The organism is Microbacterium sp. bgisy207, from assembly GCF_057706855.1.
In genome coordinates this window covers 178,156-200,531 of record NZ_JBYIPB010000006.1, presented here as the reverse complement: position 1 = coordinate 200,531, position 22,376 = coordinate 178,156, and the positions used below count along the sequence as shown (strand labels likewise).

General features: G+C 70.4%; 18 protein-coding genes. 10 read left to right on the top strand and 8 right to left on the bottom strand.

What is annotated here, in order from left to right:
* Positions 1-84 precede the first annotated feature (84 nt).
* On the top strand, positions 85-3,084 hold the full coding sequence (locus AC3ENO_RS07765; RefSeq protein ID WP_434970064.1) for a glycosyltransferase: 3,000 nt from the start codon (positions 85-87) through the stop codon (positions 3,082-3,084).
* Positions 3,081-4,457, top strand: coding sequence for a DUF5719 family protein (locus AC3ENO_RS07760; protein ID WP_434970063.1), 1,377 nt, complete (start codon positions 3,081-3,083; stop codon positions 4,455-4,457). Before AC3ENO_RS07765 ends, AC3ENO_RS07760 begins: the two co-directional genes overlap by 4 nt.
* Before the next feature lie 6 nt (positions 4,458-4,463).
* Here the strand turns inward: AC3ENO_RS07760 and AC3ENO_RS07755 are convergent, their stop codons facing one another.
* Positions 4,464-4,904, bottom strand: a complete 441-nt coding sequence (locus AC3ENO_RS07755; protein WP_434970062.1) for a metallopeptidase family protein — start codon at positions 4,902-4,904, stop codon at positions 4,464-4,466.
* A 211-nt stretch (positions 4,905-5,115) separates the two neighbouring features.
* On the opposite strand from AC3ENO_RS07755, the gene AC3ENO_RS07750 reads away from it, so the two are divergent.
* Both AC3ENO_RS07750 and ahcY read left to right on the top strand, forming a co-directional pair.
* Positions 5,116-5,322 (top strand): DUF3499 family protein, encoded by a 207-nt coding sequence (locus tag AC3ENO_RS07750; protein ID WP_434970061.1) that lies wholly within the window; start codon positions 5,116-5,118, stop codon positions 5,320-5,322.
* A gap of 60 nt (positions 5,323-5,382) precedes the next feature.
* Complete coding sequence (gene ahcY / locus AC3ENO_RS07745; RefSeq protein ID WP_434970060.1) at positions 5,383-6,843, top strand: adenosylhomocysteinase; 1,461 nt, start codon at positions 5,383-5,385, stop codon at positions 6,841-6,843.
* On the opposite strand, the gene AC3ENO_RS07740 is transcribed toward ahcY, so the two are convergent.
* Positions 6,837-7,685 carry an RDD family protein gene (locus AC3ENO_RS07740; RefSeq protein WP_434970059.1) on the bottom strand — a complete coding sequence of 283 codons (849 nt, stop codon included), beginning with the start codon at positions 7,683-7,685 and terminating at the stop codon, positions 6,837-6,839. The two genes, ahcY and AC3ENO_RS07740, sit on opposite strands and share 7 nt — an antisense overlap.
* Before the next feature lie 16 nt (positions 7,686-7,701).
* Here AC3ENO_RS07740 and AC3ENO_RS07735 point away from each other — a divergent pair, with 16 nt between their 5' ends.
* From AC3ENO_RS07735 to katG, 3 genes are read left to right on the top strand one after another with little or no spacing between them, the layout of a single operon-like run.
* Positions 7,702-8,700, top strand: coding sequence for a stage II sporulation protein M (locus AC3ENO_RS07735; RefSeq protein WP_434970058.1), 999 nt, complete (start codon positions 7,702-7,704; stop codon positions 8,698-8,700).
* A gap of 46 nt (positions 8,701-8,746) precedes the next feature.
* On the top strand, positions 8,747-9,238 hold the full coding sequence (locus AC3ENO_RS07730; RefSeq protein ID WP_434970099.1) for a Fur family transcriptional regulator: 492 nt from the start codon (positions 8,747-8,749) through the stop codon (positions 9,236-9,238).
* On the top strand, positions 9,235-11,535 hold the full coding sequence (katG, locus tag AC3ENO_RS07725; RefSeq protein WP_434970057.1) for a catalase/peroxidase HPI: 2,301 nt from the start codon (positions 9,235-9,237) through the stop codon (positions 11,533-11,535). The genes AC3ENO_RS07730 and katG overlap by 4 nt, the downstream gene beginning before the upstream one ends.
* A gap of 108 nt (positions 11,536-11,643) precedes the next feature.
* On the opposite strand, the gene aqpZ is transcribed toward katG, so the two are convergent.
* The 6 genes from aqpZ to AC3ENO_RS07695 all read right to left on the bottom strand — a co-directional run bounded on the left by aqpZ (position 11,644) and on the right by AC3ENO_RS07695 (position 18,023).
* Complete coding sequence (gene aqpZ, locus AC3ENO_RS07720) at positions 11,644-12,429, bottom strand: aquaporin Z (protein WP_434970056.1); 786 nt, start codon at positions 12,427-12,429, stop codon at positions 11,644-11,646.
* A gap of 132 nt (positions 12,430-12,561) precedes the next feature.
* Positions 12,562-13,851 carry a DUF58 domain-containing protein gene (locus AC3ENO_RS07715; protein WP_434970055.1) on the bottom strand — a complete coding sequence of 430 codons (1,290 nt, stop codon included), beginning with the start codon at positions 13,849-13,851 and terminating at the stop codon, positions 12,562-12,564.
* A 41-nt stretch (positions 13,852-13,892) separates the two neighbouring features.
* A complete protein-coding gene (locus AC3ENO_RS07710; RefSeq protein WP_434970054.1) occupies positions 13,893-14,894 on the bottom strand; it encodes an AAA family ATPase in 1,002 nt (333 codons plus the stop codon).
* Entirely contained in the window at positions 14,891-16,111 is a 1,221-nt protein-coding gene (locus tag AC3ENO_RS07705) for a DUF4350 domain-containing protein (protein ID WP_434970053.1), read from the bottom strand. The genes AC3ENO_RS07710 and AC3ENO_RS07705 overlap by 4 nt, the downstream gene beginning before the upstream one ends.
* The gene (locus AC3ENO_RS07700; RefSeq protein ID WP_434970052.1) at positions 16,108-16,779 is read right to left on the bottom strand and encodes a DUF4129 domain-containing protein; all 672 of its coding nucleotides are present in this window, start codon (positions 16,777-16,779) and stop codon (positions 16,108-16,110) included. The genes AC3ENO_RS07705 and AC3ENO_RS07700 overlap by 4 nt, the downstream gene beginning before the upstream one ends.
* On the bottom strand, positions 16,761-18,023 hold the full coding sequence (locus AC3ENO_RS07695; RefSeq protein ID WP_434970051.1) for a DUF7847 domain-containing protein: 1,263 nt from the start codon (positions 18,021-18,023) through the stop codon (positions 16,761-16,763). Before AC3ENO_RS07695 ends, AC3ENO_RS07700 begins: the two co-directional genes overlap by 19 nt.
* A gap of 210 nt (positions 18,024-18,233) precedes the next feature.
* Here AC3ENO_RS07695 and mtrA point away from each other — a divergent pair, with 210 nt between their 5' ends.
* Genes mtrA through AC3ENO_RS07680 form a run of 3 tightly spaced genes read left to right on the top strand, consistent with a single transcriptional unit; the run spans position 18,234 to position 22,327 of the window.
* Complete coding sequence (mtrA, locus tag AC3ENO_RS07690; protein ID WP_434970050.1) at positions 18,234-18,914, top strand: MtrAB system response regulator MtrA; 681 nt, start codon at positions 18,234-18,236, stop codon at positions 18,912-18,914.
* Positions 18,915-18,962: 48 nt separating this feature from the next.
* Positions 18,963-20,654, top strand: coding sequence for an MtrAB system histidine kinase MtrB (gene mtrB, locus AC3ENO_RS07685; protein WP_434970049.1), 1,692 nt, complete (start codon positions 18,963-18,965; stop codon positions 20,652-20,654).
* Positions 20,651-22,327 carry an LpqB family beta-propeller domain-containing protein gene (locus tag AC3ENO_RS07680; protein WP_434970048.1) on the top strand — a complete coding sequence of 559 codons (1,677 nt, stop codon included), beginning with the start codon at positions 20,651-20,653 and terminating at the stop codon, positions 22,325-22,327. The genes mtrB and AC3ENO_RS07680 overlap by 4 nt, the downstream gene beginning before the upstream one ends.
* Positions 22,328-22,376 lie beyond the last annotated feature (49 nt).

Here is a 22,376-nt window from a genome sequence, read left to right as displayed (position 1 = left end):
GAGTCGCCGCCCGAAACGCCCGAGCCGGAAACGCCGCAGCCAAGCCGGTTTCGTCGGCGGACACGACCATAGGCTGACGGCGTCATGCCCGGCACAGTTCACGCGATCGTCGTCGTGCGTCCCGACGGTCGCACCTCTGCGGCGTACCACCTGCGCCGCACCATGGCCTCCCTGGCGGGAGGTTCGCGTCGACCGGATGCTGTGACCCTCGTCGTCTGCGGCACCGACCCCGCGGTCGAGGACGCGCTCGAACCCGGAAGCCTGCCCGACCCCACGGCCGACGGACGCGGCATCCGGGTCATCCGGCTGGGACGACGCGTGCGGTTCGCAGCAGCCGTCGCGCGTGCCGCGCTCGCGCCGGACGGACACGGCGGTGCGGCAACGGATGCCGACCTGCTGTGGCTGCTCGCCCAGGACACCGCCCCCGACCCGGAGGCGCTCGAGCGCCTGGCGGGTCAGTTGGAGCTCTCGCCCACGCTCGCAGTCGTCGCACCCAAGCTCGTGCGCGATGACCGGCCGGACCGCATCGTGTCGCTCGGGGTCAGCATGACCCGCACCGGCGCATCGGTCGAACTCGCGGCCGGAGACCTCGACCAGGGGCAGCGCGATGGCATCACGGACGTCCTCGGTTCCGACATCCGTGCCGTGCTGGTGCGCGGCCCCGTGTTCCGCGCGCTGCGCGGCATCGACCCAGCGCTCCGGGACGCCGACGAGGGCCTCGATCTCGCGGTGGCGGCGCGTCTGATGGGAGGGCGCGTCGCGCTCGTGCCCGCGACGCGGGTCGCCGTCTCGGGTGATGGGGTCGCAGGGTTGCCGTTCGCCGACAGTCCCCGCCGGCGCCGCATGATCATCGCCCGCCGCCGAGCGGCGCAGTTGCATCGGCGCCTGACCACCGCGCATCCCCTGCTGGTCCTTCCGGTCTGGCTCTCGCTGCCGTTCCTGGCATTAGGGCGCACCGTCGCGCAGCTGGTCATGAAGGACCCGGGCAGGATCGCGGGGGAGTGGGGCGCGACGATCCTGGCCATGGTGCGCCTGGGCGCGATTGCGCGAGGGCGACGCCGCCTGCGGCGCCACCGGACCGTGCCGTGGTCGAGGATCGCGCCGCTTCGCGTGTCCACCGCTCTGGCGCGTGAGCGCGCTGCGGAGCCGGAAGAGCCGTCACCCGACTCCCTTCCCCGGGGAGAGCTTCACTTCTTCGGTGGCGGCGGGGCGTGGCTCGTTCTCGCGATGGCCGCTGTCTCGATCGCTGCCTTCCCTGCGCTGCTGGCCTGGCCGGCGCTCGGCGGAGGTGCGCTCCAGCCGCTACGCGACACCGTGGCCGGGCTCTGGGCCGACGCCGCGTACGGACTGCGGCCGATGGGATGGAACGTGACCGGCCCCGCCGATCCGTTCTCGGCAGTCGTCGCCGTGATCGGATCGCTCTGGCCGTTCGCGCCGAGCCGGGCGCTCGTGGTGCTCTGGCTCGCGGCGTTGCCGTTGGCCGCCCTCGGCGGGTGGTTCGCGGCGACTCGGATCACAGATCGGCCCGTGCTGCGGATCCTGTCGGGTCTGTCGTGGGCGCTGGCGCCCACCTTCCTGGTCGCCCTGACCGAGGGCGTCCCGACCGGCGTGATCGCCCACCTTCTGCTGCCGTGGCTCGTGTTCGCGGGCGCGGTCGCCCACCGTTCGTGGGTTCCCGCTGCCGCCACATCGCTGCTGGCGGCCGCGGTCATCGCCGCCGCTCCGTCCCTCGCGCCCGCCCTCGCGGTCGTCCTGCTCGTCGCGATCGTCGTCGCTGTCGCGCGCCGGTCGGGGGCGGCGGTTGCCCGGATGCTGTGGATTCCCGTTCCCACCATCGCCGTCTTCGCGCCCGTGGCGTGGGCTCAGCTTCACGTCGGCAATGCGTGGGGGCTCCTCGCCGATCCCGGTGCACCGATCAGCGGCCTCGTGCCCGCCACAGACGCGAGTGCACGATGGTGGATCGCTCTCGGCTTCCCCGCCCCCGGGGCTGCGGGCTGGGCGGAGTTCCTGCCTCCGCTTCCGCTCTGGGCCGTGGCGCTCCTGCTCCTGCCTCTCGCCCTCCTGGCGGCAGCGGCAGCGGCGACCCCGCGGTGGCCGGTGGGCTTGGCGCACCTCGGCCTGGTCGTGCTCGGGAGCGCGACCGCGGTCGCCGCAACCCACGTGGCGGTGCGCTTCGACGGAGCTGACGCGCTCCCCCTGTGGTCTGGCGCGGGGCTCAGCCTGGCCTGGTGGGGCCTCGTGGGCGCGGCAGTTCTGACGCTCGATCAGGTCGGCCGCGGAGAAATGGCGCGCTATCGACGCCGGGCGGGCGCGGTGTCGGCATCCGCCGCCGTCGTGTGCATGGCGGCCCTCGTCGTGTTGGCTGTTCCGGCGCTCAGCGCGCAGGCCCGCGGTGCATCCGCGCTGACCAACGGTCCGACCAGCACCCTCCCGGCCTACGTCGAAGCCGACAGCGGCGGCGGAACCGCGACCGGCACGATCGTGCTCACCCCGGAGCCTGACGGAACCCTGGCGGCGCGGGTCGTGTGGGGAGGCAGTGAGACCCTCGGCTCCCACAGCACCGTGCTCGAAACCCGAACGAGTGTGGACGACGCCTCGTCGCAGCTCGCGGCGACCGCAGCGGCCCTGGTGAGCTCGACCTCTCCGGATGCGGTCGCCGCGCTGGGTGAACAGGGGATCGCGTTCGTTCTCCTGGCCCCGGGCGCCGACGCGCCGCCGGCCACACTGCTCCGTCTCGAGTCTTCGACGGCGCTCGATCAGCGGGACGAGCTCGACCCGGTCGGCGCGACCGACCGCGGTGACCTGTGGCGCGTCTCATCCGAGATCGCCGCGCGGCCCGGCGGGTCGACGCCGCTTGCGGGAATCGCCGTCGAGGCGGTGCAACTGGGCGTGATCCTCATCGCCCTGCTGCTTGCGGCCCCGACCGGGCGCAGCCGCGTACGCGCGCGACAGCATCCGCGCATCGTGGGCCTGACGCGCGCCGAACGCGAGTCGGATGCCGGGCGCGCACGCCGGCGGTTCGACGACGGCACCCAGGACGCGCAGGCCTTGCCCACTGAGCCGAGCGGGGAGGGAGCGGCATGACCCGCACGCCATCGCTCTCGGACTGGGCTCGGCCCCTCTTCGGCGCGCTTGCGGGGGCCGGTGCGATCGTCGCGGTGGTGGCGCTGCCGGTGCTGGATCTGCCGGCTGTCGCGCCGGAACCGGCATCCGTTGCCATCGCGCCCCCGTCGGCGGGCCAGACGCTCGTGTGTACCGGTGAGATCCTCGCGACGGCGCGAGACTCCACCGCGGTCGACGCGATCACGGTCGCGGCCTCCCAAGCCGTCGTGACCGCGGGGGAGGGTGCGCTCGGGCGGACCGAGCTGGAGTCGGATGCCGCGGGGGCGGCGCCCCTGGTCTTGCGATCCTCGGCGGGGTCCGCGCCGTTCGCCGCAGCCGGTTCCGCGACCGTCGGCGATCCCGACCTCTCGGGGTTCAGCGCGTCGGCGTGCCGCGTCCCGCTCCTCGACTCCTGGCTCGTCGCCGGCGCGGGCACGACGGGCGCTGCCGACCTCGTCGTGCTCTCGAACCCCGGGGAGGTCGCGGCGACCGTCACGCTCACCGTCTACGGGGCTTCCGGGGCCGATGTGCCTCCCGGTGGCGCAGACATCGTCGTGCGACCCGGAGCGCAGCGCATCGTCCCGGTGGCCGGGATCGCTCTGGGAGAGCAGAGCCCGGTCATCCATGTCCAGGCCGCGGGAGCCCCGGTCGCCGCGTCGCTGCAGTCGAGCATCACCCGCGTCCTCGAGCCGGGCGGGGTGGACCAGGCCGGCGCACTCGGTGAGCTGGCGGGACGTCAGACGATCCCGGGGGTCACCGTCACGGAGGGGGCGCTGAGCACGGGTTCGGGACTGTCGGGCACCATCGTGCGGGTGCTCTCGCCGCAGTCGGCGACAGAGGCGACCATCTCGGTGCGTGCCGTCGGCGGCGCAACGCCGGTGATCGACCCCGTGACGGTGCAGCTGGCGGCGGGGATCCCGGCCGCGATCGAGATGCCCAGCGTGCCGGTGGGCTCCTACATCGTGGATGTCGACGCCGGCGAGCCCGTCGCGGCGGCAGTGTGGCAGACGACCGGCTTCGGCGCGGCATCCGATTTCGCCTGGTATCAACCGTCACCCGTCATCGACACCGACGCCGTGATCGCCGTGCCGACCGGCCCGGCGCCGGTCCTCACGATCGCCAACCCCGGCACGGACGATATCGCCGTCGACCTCCGCGAACCCGGGACGGAGCCGGTGACGATCGCCATCGCGGCCGGATCGAGCACGCAGGTGCCGCTGCGCGCGGCAACGACGTATGAGCTGACGGGTGGGCCGGTGCTGGCCTCGGTCGGCTACGCCGGCGCGGGGGCGCTTGCCGCCTTCCCGGTATCACCGACCAGTGCCGGTCAGGAACCGATCATCGTCCACCCCTGAGAGCGATCAGAAGTAGCGGAACCGGTCCGGCCCCAGGTCCCACGGGTCCTTTCCGAGGTACTGCGCGGCGGCGCGGAAGACCGCGCCCTCGATCATCATCCGGCGGTGCAGGTCGTCGTTGCGGTGCAGGTGAGAGAGCCGCTCGAGCGGCACGCGGTAGAGGATGATGCGTTTCTGGTCGGCCAGGACCGCCCACCGGGGAATACCGTCGGCATCCGCGGCGGGGGGCATGTCCCCGATCTCGAAACTGACCTCCCGCAGTTCCTCCCAGGCCGAACGCAGGAACTCCGCCGCAGTGCCCACCGTCAGATCGAACCGGTCGATCCGGGTGTCCAGCGGCGGAAGCGGCGGTCGCACAACGGGACTGCGACCGACGCGCCCGTGACGACCGTGACGGGCCGGTCTGCGCGGACTCACCGACGCGGTGCGGGAGCGTCGCCAGGCCATGCGCCCATCCTAGTTCCGCCGACTCGTGCCGGTCCCACGGTCACACGCCCACGCTCTGGGGTGGTCCCTTCCAGGATCCGTGACAGCAGAGCGCGAGCGCGCCGGGGTGGGACCGGGGGCGAGACACGCGGGGAGGCGGAGGCGACGGCGGTGCGGCGATCGCCCGCGTGGCGGGACGGACGAGAGAAGCACTGCGGGTACCGTGGCGGTGATGCGTGAACGGTTGTGCTCCAAGATCGCGTGCGCGCGGGAGGCCGTCGCCACGCTCACCTACGATTACGGGGATCAGATGGCGGTTCTCGGGCCCCTCGGTCCCGAGGCGGCAGCCCACGCCCATGACCTCTGCAGTATCCACACCGAGCGTGTGGCGATGCCGCGCGGGTGGGTCATCGTGCGTCACGAGACGCTTCGGGCCTGACGGAGCGGTGAGCTGACGCGCGGCGGGCCCGGCCCGCCCCGGCGTGGGAGAATGGCGGTCATGTCGACCCCCACGATCGCCGCGCTCGAGTACGCCGTCGCCGACCTCTCCCTCGCCGAGGCCGGGCGCCACCAGATCCGGCTCGCCGAGAACGAGATGCCCGGACTCATGGCGCTTCGGGAGGAGTTCGCGGCACAGCAGCCGCTCCGTGGGGCGCGCATCGCCGGATCGCTGCACATGACGGTGCAGACCGCCGTGCTCATTGAGACGCTCGTGGCGCTGGGGGCGCAGGTGCGCTGGGCCAGCTGCAACATCTTCTCGACCCAGGACGAAGCTGCCGCCGCGGTCGTGGTGGGGCCGGGGGGAACGGTCGACCAGCCCCACGGCGTGCCCGTCTTCGCCTGGAAGGGTGAGACGCTCGCGGAGTACTGGGACTGCACAGACCGGATCTTCGACTGGTCCGCCGAGGGATTCGACGGTCCGAACCTCATCCTCGACGACGGTGGTGACGCCACCCTCCTGGTGCACAAGGGTGTCGCCTTCGAGAAGACCGGGGTAGTGCCGGATGCTGACCCCGGCGACTCAGCGGAGTACCGCGTCGTGCTCGACGTGCTCCGGCGATCCCTCGCTCGCGACCCCGAGCGCTTCACGCGAATGAGCCGCGGGCTTGTCGGGGTGACGGAGGAGACGACGACGGGGGTGCACCGACTCTACGAGCTCGCCCGCGACGGTGAGCTGCTGTTCCCGGCGATCAACGTGAACGACTCCGTCACGAAGTCCAAGTTCGACAACAAGTACGGCATCCGCCATTCCCTCCCGGATGGACTCGACCGCGCCACCGACGTTCTGATCGGCGGCAAGGTCGCGTTCGTCGCCGGATACGGGGATGTCGGCAAGGGTGCGGCCGAAGCACTGCGGGGCCAGGGCGCCCGCGTCATCGTCAGCGAGATCGACCCGATCTGCGCGCTGCAGGCAGCGATGGACGGCTACCAGGTCGCCCGGCTCGAGGACGTGATCGGCCAGGTCGACATCCTCATCACCGGGACCGGCAACCGCAATGTCGTGACCGTGGACCACCTGCTCGCGATGAAGCACCTCGCGATCGTCGCGAACGTCGGACACTTCGACAACGAGATCGACATGGCGGGGCTGGAGAGTCTCGCCGGCGCGGAACGGATCGAGATCAAGCCGCAGGTGCACGAATGGCGCCTTCCGACCGGCCGAAGCGTGCTGGTGCTCAGCGAAGGCCGGCTCATGAACCTCGGCAACGCGACAGGGCACCCGTCGTTCGTCATGAGTGCGTCGTTCACGAATCAGGTGCTCGCCCAGATCGAACTGTGGACGCGCGGCGAGAGCTATCCGCTCGGCGTCTCGACGCTCCCGAAGCTGCTCGACGAGAAGGTCGCCCGGCTGCATCTGGCCGCCCTCGGCGTGCAGCTCACCGAGCTCTCACCCGATCAAGCCGCCTACATCGGCGTCCCGGTCGAGGGCCCGTACAAGCTCGAGCACTATCGCTACTGACGCGCCGTCCGGATCGTTGCGGTATCGGCGTCGCCGGAGGTGAGCGCCGCGAGTCGCTCGTTCTGTAGCGCCAGGGCGCGACTCTCCCGCGCGCGCCGGAGCGCCATTACTGCGCGCAGCATCGTCTCGGGGTCCACGGCGGGAATGGGCGAGACGTGCGGGGTGACGTCCGCCGCGAGCGCGGCTGCGACGCGCGCGCGGGCGCCGGGGTCGAGGAAGGGCGCCTGGTGCACGAACTGGGTTACGCGGCGGGCAAGCCGGTCAGGCATCCGACCGACATCGGCGACCGTGGCCCAGCCGCTCAACGCGTCGGGCAGCTCGACCGGGCGCGGCTGCAATGTCGGTGCGCGGGAACGTTCGCAGTAGGTCCCCGCGACCAGATCGCCCAGGCGTTGCGTCCGCGGCGTGAACGCCCCCACGATCGCGGCGACGGCCCCGAAGGTCAGCCAGATCTCGAGCACTCCGATGAAGGCACGGATGAACGCGTGGCGAAAGCCCGCCGCACCGCCGTCGACCCGCACGATGCGTCCGCCCACCGCCCACCGGCCGAGGCTCGAACCGCCGGTGAGGGTCTCGACGAGCGCCGGGAGCAGGACCAACACGACCACCGCCGTGGTGATCCCGAGGATCGGTGCTGCCGCAGCATCCAGGAGTGCGCCGCCGAGCAGCCAGCTCGACACGACCACCAGGACGAGCAGCAGCACGACGGACGCGACCACATCGATCAGGCATCCGAGAGCTCGCTGGAAAAAGCTCAGCGGCTGGATGTCCAGCGCCACGGCCTCGCCGGTGAGCACTTCGTCCTGACGGATCTGCACCGTCATCGGGTGGTCGGCGGCCATGGGTACAGTAAAGCAAATGGACCTCGACGCCCTGGCAGATGCGCGGCGCGCGGAGTGGGCGCGGCTGGACGAACTCGGCCGTGCGCGCAGGCTCTCGGGCGCCGACATCGACGAGCTGGTCACCCGATACCGGGCGGCGTCGGCGGATCTTGCCGACATCAAGACGACCGCGGGACGTACGCGCGAGAGCGACTACGTCTCGATGCTGCTCGCCCGCGCGAGACGGCGCCTCACGGGCCGCGGCGAGAACCCGCTCCGGCAGATTCCGCGGTTTTTCCTCTGGCAGCTGCCGGCGGCGCTGTATCGGCTGCGGTGGACGACACTCGCGGTCGCGGTGTTCTTCATCACCGTTGCCGCGATCGTTGCTGCGTGGATCTCGAGGGATCCCGCGCTGGTCGCCTCGCTGGGTTCCCAGGCGCAGTTGGAGTACTACGCCGAGGTCGAGTTCGAGGGCTACTACAGCGAGAACCCGGCCGCGGTCTTCGCCGGGACGGTGTGGACCAACAACGCGTGGATTGCGGCGCAGAGCGTCCTGTTCGGGATCACCGGGATCTGGCCGGTCATGGTGCTCGTCCAGAACGCGGTAGCCGTGGGCACCGCCGCAGCCGTGCTCGCCGCGTTCGACCGCATCGACACCTTCGTCCTGTTCATCCTTCCCCACGGTCAACTCGAACTGACGTGCGTGTTCGTCGCTGTGGCCGCCGGGCTCCACCTGTTCTGGTCGTGGGTTGCCCCGGGATCGCGGACGCGGGGAGAGGCTCTCGCGTCGCAGGGACGCGCTCTGGCGACGGTCGCGATCGGACTCGTGTTCGCGCTCGCCGTCGCGGGGCTGATCGAGGGGTTCGTGACCGCGCAGGCATGGCCTTGGGTGATCAAGATCGGCATAGGAACCGCGGCCCTCGGCGCGTTCCTGGTCTACATGCTCGTTGTCGGACGCCGGGCGGCGCGAGCGGGAGAGACGGGGGACCTCACCGAGTTCCACGCCGGCACGGCGCGGCTATGGGCGGGGGGATGAACCGCTCCTTTTGAACAGATCAAAAGTGCGGTAACGTTGACGCGTGATGGATGCACGGCGGTTCGATGGGGGGGAATCCGCCGAATCCGCCATCCGTTCTGCCGGATTGCGTGTCACGAGCGCCCGTGTCGCCGTGCTCGATGCGCTCCGTGACCAGCCGCACGCCAGTGCTGACGCGATCTTCGCGGATGTCGACCGCCGCGCGCCGGGCACGGCTTTGCAGTCGGTCTACAACGCGTTGAACGACTTCGCGGCCGCGGGGCTGGTACGTCGCATCCAGCCCGCAGGGCAGCCGATGCGCTTCGAGGTCCGCATCGACGACAACCACCACCACCTCGTCTGCACGTCCTGCGGGCGAGTCGAGGACGTGGACTGCGTCGTCGGAGAGGCCCCGTGCCTGCATCCGTCGCAGGACCACGGCTTCGCGCTCACGCACGCCGAAGTCACTTTCTGGGGCCGGTGCCCCTCCTGCGCCGCCGCAGCGATCGACCCCCCATCACCCACCCAAAACCCGACCGTCACGGAAGGACGATCATGAGCCAGAACGACCCGGCTGTCACCCCTCTCGGGGAGCAGGCGAACGACATCGATCAGTCGGTCACCGTCACCGACACCGACGAAGCCCAGCTCGCGGAGGCGACCGGCGAAGGCGCCTGCCCCGTCATCCACGCCCAGCCCCACCCGACCAACGGGTCGGCCAACCAGGTGTGGTGGCCGAACAAGCTGAACCTCAAGATCCTCGCGAAGAATCCCGTCGAGGCGAACCCGTACGGCGCAGACTTCGACTACAAGGCCGCCTTCGAGGCGCTCGACCTTGCCCAGGTGAAGAAGGACATCGAGGAGACCATCACGGTCTCCCAGGAGTGGTGGCCGGCCGACTTCGGCAACTACGGTCCGCTCATGATCCGCATGGCCTGGCACAGCGCCGGCACGTACCGCGTGATGGACGGCCGAGGCGGTGGCGGAACCGGACAGCAGCGCTTCGCGCCGCTGAACAGCTGGCCCGACAACGTCGGTCTCGACAAGGCGCGCCGCATCCTCTGGCCCGTCAAGAAGAAGTACGGCCGCTCCCTCTCGTGGGGCGACCTGATGATCCTCGCCGGGAACGTCGCACTCGAGAACATGGGGTTCACGACCTTCGGCTTCGCAGGCGGACGCGTGGACGCCTGGGAACCCGACGATGACGTCTACTGGGGACCCGAGACCACCTGGCTCGGCGACGAGCGCTACACCGGTGAGCGCGACCTCGAACGTCCGCTCGCGGCGGTGCAGATGGGTCTCATCTACGTCAACCCCGAGGGCCCGAACGGCAATCCCGACCCGCTCGCGTCGGCGCGCGACATCCGTGAGACCTTCAAGCGCATGGCGATGAACGACGAGGAGACGGTCGCCCTCATCGCCGGTGGACACACCTTCGGCAAGACGCACGGCGCCGCTCCCGATTCCTACCTCGAGGAAAACCCCGAGGCGGCCGGTCCCGAGATGCAGGGACTGGGCTGGAAGAACAACTTCGGCTCGGGCAAGGGCGACGACCAGATCACGAGTGGCCTCGAGGTGACCTGGACCTACCACCCCACGCGCTGGGACAACGAGTTCTTCCACATCCTGTTCGGTTACGAGTGGGAACTGATGAAGAGCCCGGCCGGGGCGAACCAGTGGCGTCCGGTCAACGGCGGCGGCGCCGACATGGTGCCGCTGGCCCACGACCCCTCGAAGCGTCGTGAACCGCGGATGCTCACCAGCGACCTGGCACTGCGGTTCGACCCCGAGTACGAGAAGATCTCGCGCCGGTTCCTCGAGGACCCGGACGCCTTCGCCGACGCCTTCGCGCGTGCCTGGTTCAAGCTGACCCACCGCGACATGGGTCCGAAGTCCCGCTACCTCGGCCCCGAAGTACCGGCCGAGGATCTCGTCTGGCAGGACCCGGTGCCGCCGGTGGACCACCCGCTCATCGACGACGCCGACGCGGCAGCTCTCAAGCAGCGCATCCTGGACTCTGGCCTGACCGTTGCCGAGCTCGTCCAGACGACGTGGGCTGCGGCATCCACCTTCCGTGGCAGCGACAAGCGCGGTGGCGTCAACGGCGCCCGCCTGCGTCTGGCGCCGCAGAAGGACTTCGAGGTGAACAACCCCGCGCAGGTCGCGAAGGTGATCGCCATCCTCGAGGGCATCAAGGCCGAGTTCGACGCGACCGCGGAAGGCGGCAAGAAGGTGTCGCTGGCCGACCTCATCGTGCTGGCCGGCAACGCGGGCGTCGAGAAGGCGGCGAAGGATGCCGGTGTCGACGCTGTCGTCCCGTTCCACCCGGGGCGCACCGACGCGACGCAGGAGCAGACGGATGTCGAGTCCATGCAGTACCTGGAGCCGGCCGCCGACGGATTCCGCAACTACGTCGGGCCGGTCGCTGCGGCATCCGGGCTTCCCGAGGAGCACCTGCTCATCGACAAGGCAAACCTGCTGACCCTCACCGCCCCCGAGATGACAGTGCTCGTCGGCGGTCTGCGGGTCGTCGCAGGCAACTACGACGGATCCGCCTACGGCGTGTGGACTGACCGACCGGGAGTTCTCACGAACGACTTCTTCGTGAACCTGCTCGACCTCGGCACGACGTGGCGACCGCTGGACCCGGGCAAGCACGCCTTCGAGGGCACGAAGGACGGGTCGGGCGAGCTTGTCGGCCGCGGAACGCGCGTCGACCTGCTGTTCGGCTCGAACTCGGAGCTGCGCGCGATCGCCGAGGTGTACGCGAGCGATGACGCGAACGAGAAGTTCGTGCGCGACTTCGTTGCGGCCTGGGGCAAGGTGACCGAGCTCGACCGCTTCGATCTGGTCTGACGCGCATAGCTCTCGGCATCCGTGAACAAGCGGCCCGTCCCGAAGGGGACGGGCCGCTTGTGCGTCTGATCGCCGTCGCGCTCCGCGTTCGGCGGCGCGCGACGGATGTCAGTTGACGCGCGCTTCGGCCTGGACCGGGGGCAGCGGCTTCCGCTCGAACAGCGCGCGATGCGCGAAGCCGGCCAGGAGGCCGCCGATGAGCGGGAACACGATGAAGACCCAGAGCTGCGCGAGCGCTTCACCTCCGCCGTAGATCGCGGTGGCGATCGAACGGGCGGGGTTGACCGAGGTGTTGTCGATCGGGATCGATACGAGATGGATCATTGTGAGGGCGAACCCGATGACAAGGCCGGCGAACCGCTCGGCGTTTCGCTGCGGGTGGGTGACCCCGAGGATCACGAGAAGGAAGACTCCGGTCAGCAAGATCTCGGCGATGATCGCCGCGCCGATTCCGAACCCTCCGGGCGACGCCGTGCCATAGCCATTGCTCGCGAATCCGCCGTCCTGGGCGGCGCTGAGCCATCCGTCCGGGCCGAACAGGCCGATCAGGACGATCAGAGTCGTCCCGACGGCACCGCCGACGATCTGGGCGATGAGATAGCCGGGAACGTCCTTCCACGCGAACCTTCCGGCAGCGGCAAGCCCGAACGTCACGGCGGGGTTGAAGTGGCCCCCCGAGATGGGCCCCCACGTGTAGATGCCCGCCATGAGGGTCAGGCCGAACGCGAGCGACACGCCGAGAAACCCGACGCCGAGCGAGGTGCCGTTCTCGCTTGCGCCGAAGTTCGCGGCGAACAGGGCGGTGCCGATCGATCCGAATACGAGGAGGAATGTGCCGAGCGCCTCCGCGATCAGCTTCGTCGCTGTTGCGGGGGCAGATGTGGTGTCAGCCATCTCTGGCTCCTTTCCGTCGGCCGAAACCTAGCGCTCTCAGACGGCGCACGAGCAAACGACATGCGTCCGGCCCGGGAAATCACCCTGACTTTCACCTGTGCCAGCCGCGGGGCAGGGTCTGGCCGCTGCGCATCAGAGCCGACCGAGGGCCTTCAGCGCCAGGTAGCGATCCGCGACGCGCGGCGGCAGGTCCTCTGCGGATGCCGACAGGGCGTCGACCCCCGCGCGCGAGAGCGCCATGACCATCCGGTCGGCGTCCCACCGCGCGCGTTCACGTGCCGCTGCGCTGAACGCATCCTCCTTCGGTCCCGCGGTGTGCTCGGGCTGTGCTGCGGCGACGAGGACGTGCGAGTGCGCGGGAAGCAGCGGAAGGGCCCCGAGGAATCCGCGCGATGCCTCGGGATCGTCCTGCGCCGTGAGCACCACCACCAGCGATGGGCGCGTGGTCATCAGTCGCGCCTGGGCGAATGCCGCATCCCAGTCGGTGTCGATGAGGCTCGCATCCACCGCGACCATCGCGTCCACGAGCGCCGGGAGCAGTGCCGCGCCGTCCCGTCCCGTCACGCGCGCCCTGACGGCTCTGTCGAACATCAGCAGGTGGACGTGATCTCCCGCCTGCGCGGCGAGCGCCGACAGCAGAAGCGCCGCCTCCATGGCGGCGTCCAGCCGCACGCCGTCGCCCACGCGAGTCGCGGCGGTGCGGCCGGTGTCGATGATGATCACGACGTGCCGGTCTCGCTCCGGGCGCCACGTGCGCAGCATCGTGGCGCTCGCCCGCGCCGTCGCGCGCCAGTCGATCGAACGTACGTCGTCGCCTCGCACGTACTCGCGGAGGGAATCGAACTCGGTGCCCTGTCCACGCACCTGCACGCTCGTGTTCCCGTCGAGTTCGCGAAGCCGGGCAAGGCGAGACGGAAGGTGGCGCCGCGAGGTGAACGGAGGCAGGACACGGATGCTTCCCGCAGCCGGGACGAGCGCGCTGCGGCCCCCGATCCCCAGCGGCCCGGCGGAGCGCACCGCGAGCCCCAGACTGCGCAGTTCTCCGCGCCGCCGGGGAAGGAGCGAGGTCACGACACGACCGGAGCCCCCGGGGTCGATACGGATGACCGCGTTTCCGGTGGTCGCGCCTGCCGTCGGCTGCCAGGCGTCTCGCACACGGATGCGCAGGGTGCGGTGACCGGTGTTGCGCACGGCAGCCGTCACCTGCGTGGGCTGATCGCGCAAGACCTTTGCCGGGCCCGACCGGGTGACGCTCACCCGGCGCGGGTCGGGAGCGACCAGCACATCGATGGCGAGCAGCAGCAGACACAGTCCGAGCCATGCAGCGGCGCCGGCCCAAGCCGGGACTGCGCCGACGGAGGCGAGGACCACCGGCACCGCTCCGGCGCCGACCAGGAGCGGGTACCGTCCTGTCACGTACACGTCGTGCTCACAGCCATGTCGCGCTCACACCCATGTCGCGCTCACAGGGGAACGCGGGTCTGCTGCAGGATGCTCTGGAGCAGGGCCTCGACCGACACGCCCTCGAGTTCGGCATCCGGGCGAAGGCGCAGTCGGTGCCGCCACGTGGGCAGCAGCATCGTCTGAACGTGGTCCGGAGTGATGGCCGGCGACCCACCGAGCCACGCCCACGCTTTTGCGGTCGCCAGCAACGCCGTCGCGGCGCGCGGGCTCGCGCCGAGCTGCACGGATGGGCTCTGGCGGGTGGCCTGGGCGAGATCCACGATGTAGGCCAGGACGTCATCGGTGGCGGTGACGGCCTGTACCGCGGCTTGGGCAGCGTGGAGGTCGGCCGGTGTGACGACGGTGGCGACGCCGGCCTCATCGAGGTTCCGGGGTGAGAAGCCGTCGGCGTGTCGTCGGAGCACCGTCACTTCCGCGTCGCGTGCGGGCATGTCCACGATCAGTTTCAACAAGAACCGGTCCAGCTGCGCCTCGGGAAGCGTGTATGTGCCCTCGTGCTCGATCGGATTCTGGGTCGCGGCGACCAGGAACGGGTCGGGCAGGCGCCTGGTGACGCCGTCGGTGGAGACCTGGCGCTCCTCCATCGCTTCCAGGAGCGCAGCCTGCGTCTTCGGTGGCGTGCGGTTGATCTCGTCGGCGAGCAGGATGTGGGTGAAGACGGGGCCTTCCCGGAATTCGAACTCGCCAGAGCGTGCGTCGTAGATGAGCGATCCCGACACGTCGCCGGGCATGAGATCCGGGGTGAACTGCACGCGCTTGGTTTCGAGTCCGAGGGCGCGACTGAACGCCCGCACCAGCAGCGTCTTGGCCACGCCGGGGACGCCTTCGACCAGGACATGGCCGCGCGCGAGCAGGGCGATCAGCAGGCCCGTGACGGCAGCATCCTGACCGACCACCGCCTTGCCGATCTCGTCCCGGACGCGGCCGACGGCGGCTCGGGCGTCCCTCTCGCCCGGAACGGACTCCTCGGCGGGTGTCGACAAGGGATCGGGGGTCGTCATTGCTCGGTCCTTTCGGGGTGTAGCGAGGCGCGCGCGGCAGCCTCGAGCCGCCGCAGCCGGTCATGGAGGTCGTCGAGTTCGCGTCGCGCCGTCGGCGAGCCACCGGCGAGGTCCGCACGCGCCTGTTCCCGGGAGATGACGGATGCTGCGGCGAGAGCGTCCGCGACCTCCTCGGCCGAGGACGCGCCCGACAGTCCCAGCACCCGCGCGATCCGCACCCGCGCACCGTGGCGCAGCAGGGCTGCGGCATGAGCGAGATCGCCGGAGTGGGCGTAAAGGTGCGCGCGGCCACGCGTCGTCTCGTCCCCGCGCACCGTCACCGGAAGGCGCTCGCCCACGAGTGGCCCGAAACGGATGCCGCGCCACAGCGCCGCCGCGACCGCCGCGGCAAGGAGGATGACGATGACAGGGCTGACCCACGGCGGGGTGAGCTCGCCCAGGGACGGGCTGAGCGGCTCCAGATCGGTGTCGGCGATCGAGGGTACGTACCAGACGAGCGTCGCGTGTCTACCCATGAGCCCGAGCGCGAGGGAAGCGTTGCCCCCCTCCGCCAGGTGCTCGTTCGTGAACAGGGCCACGCCGTCGACCGCTGACACCCGCTGCGTCCCGGGCATCCCGCTGCGGACTGCCTCCCTCACCAGGAGCGCGTAGCCTCCCGCTGCGGGATAGCACTGGGCGGCCTCGCCGCCGGCGAACACCGTCCGGGGCCGGATCGCCCCGGCCCGCTGCGCGTCGGCGACCGAGCACTGCGGATCGACGAGCGCGTCGTCGGCAACACCGACCGCGTTCGCACCGTCGGCGACCAGACGCAGCGTCCGCGAGCGCGGATCGATCAGGACGACGTCGGCGGCGGCAGCGGTCAGTTCCGTGATCGCGTCGTCCGACAGGGCCGGCGCATCCGGGAGCACAAGGGTCGCATGCCCCTCGCGCAGTTCGGCGGCTGCGCGCTCGTGCGATCGGATGACGCGAACGTCCACACCCTGATCGGCCAGGATGCTCACGAGCGCCCGCGTGCCGTCGGGTGCGGCCGACTCCGGATCCAGCGCATCGCGCTGCGACCACTCGCTCCCGCCGACCAGCGTTGCGCCGATCGTTCCCACGGCGATCAGGCCGACGATGATGGCGATCCAGCCGAGCACCGGGGTGCGCCGCGGGGCGAGCGTGGTCCCCTCACCCGCGGCGGGGAGCGGCCGGGCCTGTCGCGTGTCGACGCTCATGTCATGCCCGCCGGGACCGTCGCCGGGGCGGGAGCGGGGTGCGAACGGGCCAGTGCCGTGTCAGCGGCAGCCACGAGATCGTAGCCAGCCGCTGTTCCCGGCCGCTGGAGGTAACGCACGTCCTCGAACACTCGGGCGGCCCCCCGGAGGTCGGCGCTACCGGGGGAGAGCAGCGCCTCGGCGCGGTGGGCGAACTGGCGCGCCGTCGTGCCCGGCGCAAGCTCCAGCATCCCCCGCTCGTCGAGGCCGCGTGCGGCGGCGCGGAACCGGAGGACGATCGCGGCGTCCCAGTCCGCGCGGCTCTGCGCGGCGGCGGCTGCCGCCCGCAGCCCGTCGGCGCTGCGGTAGTCGACGTCGCCGAAGAGTTCCCCGCTTCGGTGGGTGCGGGATGATGCTCGGCGGGGGATGCCCCACACCACGAGCGCGACGATGATGACCGCGATCACCAGAACCGCCGCAACGAGGGCGAGCACGGCCGCCCACTCCGGCGCGACGTCGGCGGAGAAGAGCGATGCCAGCAGATCCCGGCCGGCCTGCGCGGCGCGGTCGAACCAGGTCGGCTGGGCAGCCTGATACACCGGGTCCGCGAGCTCTTGCCTCGCCCACTCGCGAGCCTGCTCGCCATCCGGAACGAGGGGGATCTCGAAGATCACCGAGGTGTCGCCCATGTCGTGTGGTCGTCGTCCGGGCCGGAGTCCGGGTCTGGTGCTGGGTCGGAGCCGGCGGCGCGGTCAGGTGCCGGGTCGGCGGATGCTGCGGTCGGGGCCGCTGGCGCGGGCGGTGGGACCGTGTATCCCGGGGGCGGCACGGGATACCCGGGAGGCGGCGCAGGCGACGGCGGCGGGGCGGGGGCAGCGGGCCACCGCGGGGGGACTGCACGGCCGATGTGCACCACGTACGGATCGGGGAGGTCGGACGCGCCGGCGTCTCGTCGGTCGACATACTCCAGCAGGTCGAGGTCGAGGCCTTCGTGCCGCATCCGGCAGTCGATGTACACGAGTCCGGCCGCCGTGGACTGGACGATGACGGCGACGGACTGGATGAGCAGCGTCACGATCTGGGTGAGACCGAGTGTGGCGACGATGCCGATGATCGCAGTGGCATTCGGGTCGCCGGTGGGCGCGATGACAGCTGACAGCGCGGAGGCGAGGAACGAGAACGGGATACTCACGATCTGCGCGACGGCGCCGAAGACGAGCGACACCAGCACCAGAATTCCGAGGATCACCCAGAATCGTCCCCGCGTGAGCCGCCACGAGCGGGCCAGGGCGGTGCCCAGCGAGGTGTGCTCGACGATGAGGACGGCGGGGACCAGCAGCAGCTTGACCGCGAGCCACAGACTGATCGGAATCGCCGCGAGAACGACGAGAATACCCAGCACGACGGCGGCGGCGGGGACGGCGGCCGCCAGCACGACGATGAGCCCGCCGACGACGACCACGAGAACGCCGATCGCGAGCGACAGCAGGATGGTGTACCCGATCAGACGCCACGCCACGGGTCGCACGCGCTTCCAGAGCATGCGCAGCGTCATCTTCTCGGCCACTGCCGCGTGCAGCACGTCCGAGATGACCACCGCCTGCACGAGCACGCCGACAGCGCCGGCGAGCAAGCCGAGAACGAGTCCGGCCAGTGCTGTGAGCGTGATCGACCCGGTGAGCACGGCGTCCCACTCGTCCGTCCCGGTCGGCACGGTGTCCAATCGCGAGAAGCTCGCGAACGCGATGCCGGAGATGGCGACCGTGACCACGAGGTAGGCAATGGTCTGCACGACCATGGCGAACCCCAGGAGCACCTTCGGGTTGTGGCGGAGCGCCGAGAACGAGCGGCCCAGGATCGTGCCGAAGGTCAGGGGCTGCAGCGGGATGATCCCCGGCCGCGGCGCGGGCGTCCAAGACGGATACGCGGTCACGGAATCCTCCTCGTGGGGCTGGAATCGGCGCGACCTCCATCGTGTCATACGGGGTGGCGGAGCGCTCGTGCCTGCCCGCCACGGGAACGGCGCGCCGACGCGCGTACGAATCATCGGCGTGCGCACAGGCGGAGTCGACTACTCTCGGGGAGAAGCGCAGGCGGTCACCCGCCGTCAGCGCGCAGGCTGGACGCAAGGAACGAAGGCGCGATGAGCTCACGCATCCTGGTGGTCGACGATGACACCGCCCTGGCGGAGATGATCGGGATCGTGCTGCGCACCGAGGGGTTCGACACGGTCTTCTGCGCCGACGGCGACGCCGCGGTCGACACCTGGCGGTCGGAGCGTCCGGACCTCATTCTGCTCGACCTGATGCTCCCGGGGCGCGACGGAATCGAGATCTGCACATCGATCCGATCGGAGTCGGGCGTGCCGATCATCATGCTGACCGCGCGCACCGACACGGCGGATGTCGTGCGTGGACTCGAGTCGGGCGCAGACGACTACATCGTCAAACCGTTCAATCCGAAAGAGCTTGTCGCCCGCATCCGTACCCGGCTTCGGCCCGGCGGACAGGTCTCGCAGGAGACGCTGCGGATCGGGAATCTCACGATCGATGTGGCCGCACACGAAGTTCGGCGCGGCGACGATGTGATCTCTCTCACTCCCCTCGAGTTCGAGCTGCTGGTCGCCCTCGCCTCGAAGCCCCAGCAGGTGTTCTCGCGCGAAATGCTCCTGGAACAGGTCTGGGGATACCACTACAAGGCCGACACGCGCTTGGTGAATGTCCACGTACAGCGGCTGCGCGCCAAGGTCGAACTCGACCCCGACAACCCCCGCATCGTGACCACGGTGCGCGGCGTGGGATACCGGGCCGGTGCTGTCGAGTGACACCGGCCGTTACCCGAGCCGCGCGCCGCGGTTGCGCGAGGTGAGAGCGTGGGCTCCCCGGGGGCTGCGGAGCGGGCCTACCGCCCGCTGATCTGGCGGCGCGATTGGAGGGCGTGGCCCGACAACCTGGTGCACCTGTGGCGGCGATCTCTTCGCTTCCGTACGCTCAGCGTCACGATCGTGCTCACGGCCTTCTCGATCCTCATCGCTGTCACGTGGACCGCGCTCGCGATCCAGGATGACCTGTTCGCCTCCCGTCGGGACGAGGTGACCGAGCAGGCCCTGCGCGCGACCGCGTCCGCCCAGACAGTGCTCGACGGCGCTGACACGCAGGGAGACAGCGCGCAGATCCAGCGCGTCTGGCTGGGGCTGCGGCCCGTGCTGCAGCAGCAGTCCTCCACCGACATGATCGCGACGTTCCGCATCGGCACTCCGTCGGCGGCACAGGGCTACCGGGTGGGCGAATTCGACACCGCCATCATCTCCGACGGCCTGCGCGAGAAAGTCCGCGCCGACCCGAACCAGCAGTGGTGGCAGTCCGTGGCCTTGGACGGATCGGGTACTCCAGGGATCGTCGTCGGCCAGCAGCTCATCTTTCCGCAGGTCGGAAGCTTCGAGGTGTACTACGCCTACGGACTCGACGGGGCCGAGCAGACCCTGCGTTTCGTCCAGGCGACGCTGTGGGTCGTGGGTGTCGCGCTCGTGCTGCTGATCGGTGGCATCGCGTGGTTCGTGCTCCGCTCTGTCACGACGCCCATAGGGGAGGCCGCGCAGACAAGTGCCAAGCTCGCGGCGGGCGAGCTGGGCGTCCGGCTGCCGGTGCGCGGTGAGGATGAGCTCGCCACGCTGGGCGAGTCGTTCAACGCGATGGCGGACAGCATCGAGACGCAGATCAAGGAGCTGGCCGACCTGTCGCTGGTGCAGCAGCGCTTCGTCTCCGATGTCTCCCACGAGCTGCGCACGCCGCTGACCACGATCCGACTTGCCGCGGACATGCTCAACAACCGCCGGGATGAGTTCGACCCGACGACGGCGCGCGCCGCCGAACTGCTCAACGCGCAGGTGGAGCGGTTCGAGGTTCTCCTGGGTGATCTCCTGGAGATCAGCCGGTACGACGCGGGCTCCGTGCAACTCGAGCTCGAGCCGACGAGCCTCGTGGCTGTGGCGGAGGATGTGATCGGCTCGATGGAGCAGGTCGCGCAACAGCACGGCACCGACCTGCGCCTGGTCGCGCCCGGCGGGTACTCACCCGTCGACATGGACCCCCGGCGCGTGCGCCGGGTGCTGCGGAACCTGATCGGAAACGCCATCGAGCATGGCGAGGGCAAGCCGGTGGTGATCACCGTCGACAGCAATCAGCAGGCGGTGGCCGTGGGAGTTCGCGACTTCGGCATGGGTATCGCCGCGGAGGATGCCGCGCGCGTTTTCGACCGCTTCTGGCGCGCGGACCCGTCCCGCAAGCGAACCCTCGGGGGTACGGGCCTGGGCCTTGCGATATCGCTTGGAGACGCGCGACTGCACGGTGGCGATCTCGCGGTGTGGTCAGAGCCCGGACGCGGCGCACACTTCGTGCTCACGCTTCCACGCGGCGCCCGTCGCGGAGTCGGTTCGCCGCCCGTTCCCTTGGACTCGCCGATACCGCTCGATCCCGGCGATGAGAACACAATCGAGGCGTTCGAGCACACCCAACCGATCTCGACGGTGTCCGACACCGACCGTCATGGGGGGGAGGGGACATGAGAAGGATCATCGGTGCAGTCCTCGCGATGGTCGGTGTCCTGGCTCTGGCCGCGTGTGCGGGCCTCCCGGTGAGCGGGCCGGTGACCGCCGGTCGACCGGTCGACGAGACGCGGACCGGTCCGGAAGTGCGCTTTTTCCCGGACGGGCCCCAGCCAGGTGCATCACGTGAGGAGATCGTCGACGGTTTCCTTCGTGCCGGGTCGGGATCCAGCGGGGACTGGGAGACGGCTCGTCTCTTCCTGGCCCCCTCCATCCGAACGACGTGGGATCCGCTCGCGGGTGTCGCCGTCGTGCCGACCGGAGAGATCGCTGCGCAGCCGGCGGTTGAGGACACCGTCAAAGTGGTGCTCAATCCCCTCGCGAGCGTCGATGCCACCGGCCACTACGAGCCGGCGGCGGGCGGGATGGTGACCCTCGCGTACGAGCTCGTCGAGATATCGGGCGAGTGGCGGATCTCGAAGGCTCCCGATGGGATCGTGCTCGACGAGAGCGTGTTCGGCACGGTCTTCCACCGCTATTCCGTCATGTACTTCGACCCGTCCTGGACCTACCTCGTCCCCGACGAGAGATGGTTCCCGACGACCTCCGCCGCCGTCCGGATCACCGGAGCGCTGGTCGACGAGCAGCCGAGCGACTGGCTCCGAGGTGCGGTGTCCACCGCGTTCCCGGACGACGTGACGTTCGCGTGGTCGTCGGTCCCGCAGAGTGCGGGCACCGCACAGGTGGAGCTGTCTCCCGAGGTGCTTGCCCTCCAGCAGCTCACGATCGACCGGATGGCCACCCAGTTGGAGGCGAGCCTCGCAACAGCGGGCATCACCGAGGTCCAGCTCACCGTCGATGGCGCTCCCGTTGCCGCGACGCCCGTGGAGACCCGGTCGACCACCGTCACCGGCGGACCGCTCGTGATGACGGACGCGGGGTTCGGCTTTCTCACCGGGAACGAGCTCACGCCGATTCCGGGACTGTCGGATGCCGTCGTACGCAGTGACCCTGTCGCCGTCCAGGTGGGCCCGGACCGGGACGTCGCTGCCGTGCGTTCGGTGGACGGGTCGGTCTCGCGCGCCGAGGCGACCGGTGGTGTTGTCGTCTTCGACACCCGAAGCGGGCTCCGTGACCCCGTCATCGATCCGGGCGGGTTTGTGTGGAGCATCCCCGCGGGCTCGCCGGCAGCGCTGACCGCGTTCGCCCCCGACGTCGAGTCCCCGCTGCTCTCGCAGCCGTGGGCGGCCGCGGGGGCGACGGATGTTCAGGCGATCTCGATCTCGCGAGACGGCACCCGGATGGCGGGAGTCGTGCGGGTGGGGGATCGTGCCGAGGTCTGGCTCTCCGGGGTCATCCGCAACGGCGACGGCGTTCCTGCGCGCCTCGGCGAGCCCATCGTTGCCGGGCTCATCGACGGCGAGGCAGTCTCGATGGCGTGGACAGACGACGTCACCGTCTCGGTCGTCGTGCGTGACGGTTCGGCAACGGAGATCGTCGAGCAGGTGGTGGGTGGAGCGCCCGCGGGTGTGGCCGGTCCTGCCGGAGCGTCGATCACCACAGTCGCCACGGCGACCTCGAGCATCCGTCTTCGCTCGGACGCCGGGGGACTGTACGTCCGCCGCGGTGCGAACTGGCTGCAGACCGCGGAGGGCATCACCCTGCTGGCGGTGCAGCAGGGCACGCCGCAGTAGTCCCCTCCGGCGTTCCTCCCCAGGCCGCGGGAGCGGGTGGTGATGCCGC